Genomic DNA, 240 nt, shown 5'->3' with positions numbered 1-240 from the left:
TGTGAAGATGCAGGTTACCCGCGACAAGACGGAAAGACCCCATGGAGCTTTACTGCAGCTTGATATTGAATTTGGGTACGATCTGTACAGGATAGGTGGGAGCCTTTGAAGTGTGAGCGCCAGCTTGCATGGAGGCAACGTTGGGATACCACCCTGATCGTATCTAGGTTCTAACCTGGTACCGTAATCCGGTGCGGGGACAGTGTCAGGTGGGCAGTTTGACTGGGGCGGTCGCCTCCT

The 240-nt window shown here is 54.2% G+C and carries 1 rRNA gene; it reads left to right on the top strand.

Annotated elements, in window-relative coordinates:
* Nucleotides 1-240 (top strand): 23S ribosomal RNA (locus tag WFI24_RS34295); the annotation flags it as partial.

The organism is Paenibacillus sp. USHLN196 (assembly GCF_037144955.1).
GTDB lineage: Bacteria > Bacillota > Bacilli > Paenibacillales > Paenibacillaceae > Paenibacillus > Paenibacillus xylanexedens_C.
The sequence above is the reverse complement of the archived record's forward strand: the minus strand, read 5'-3'. Positions and strand labels throughout refer to the sequence as shown.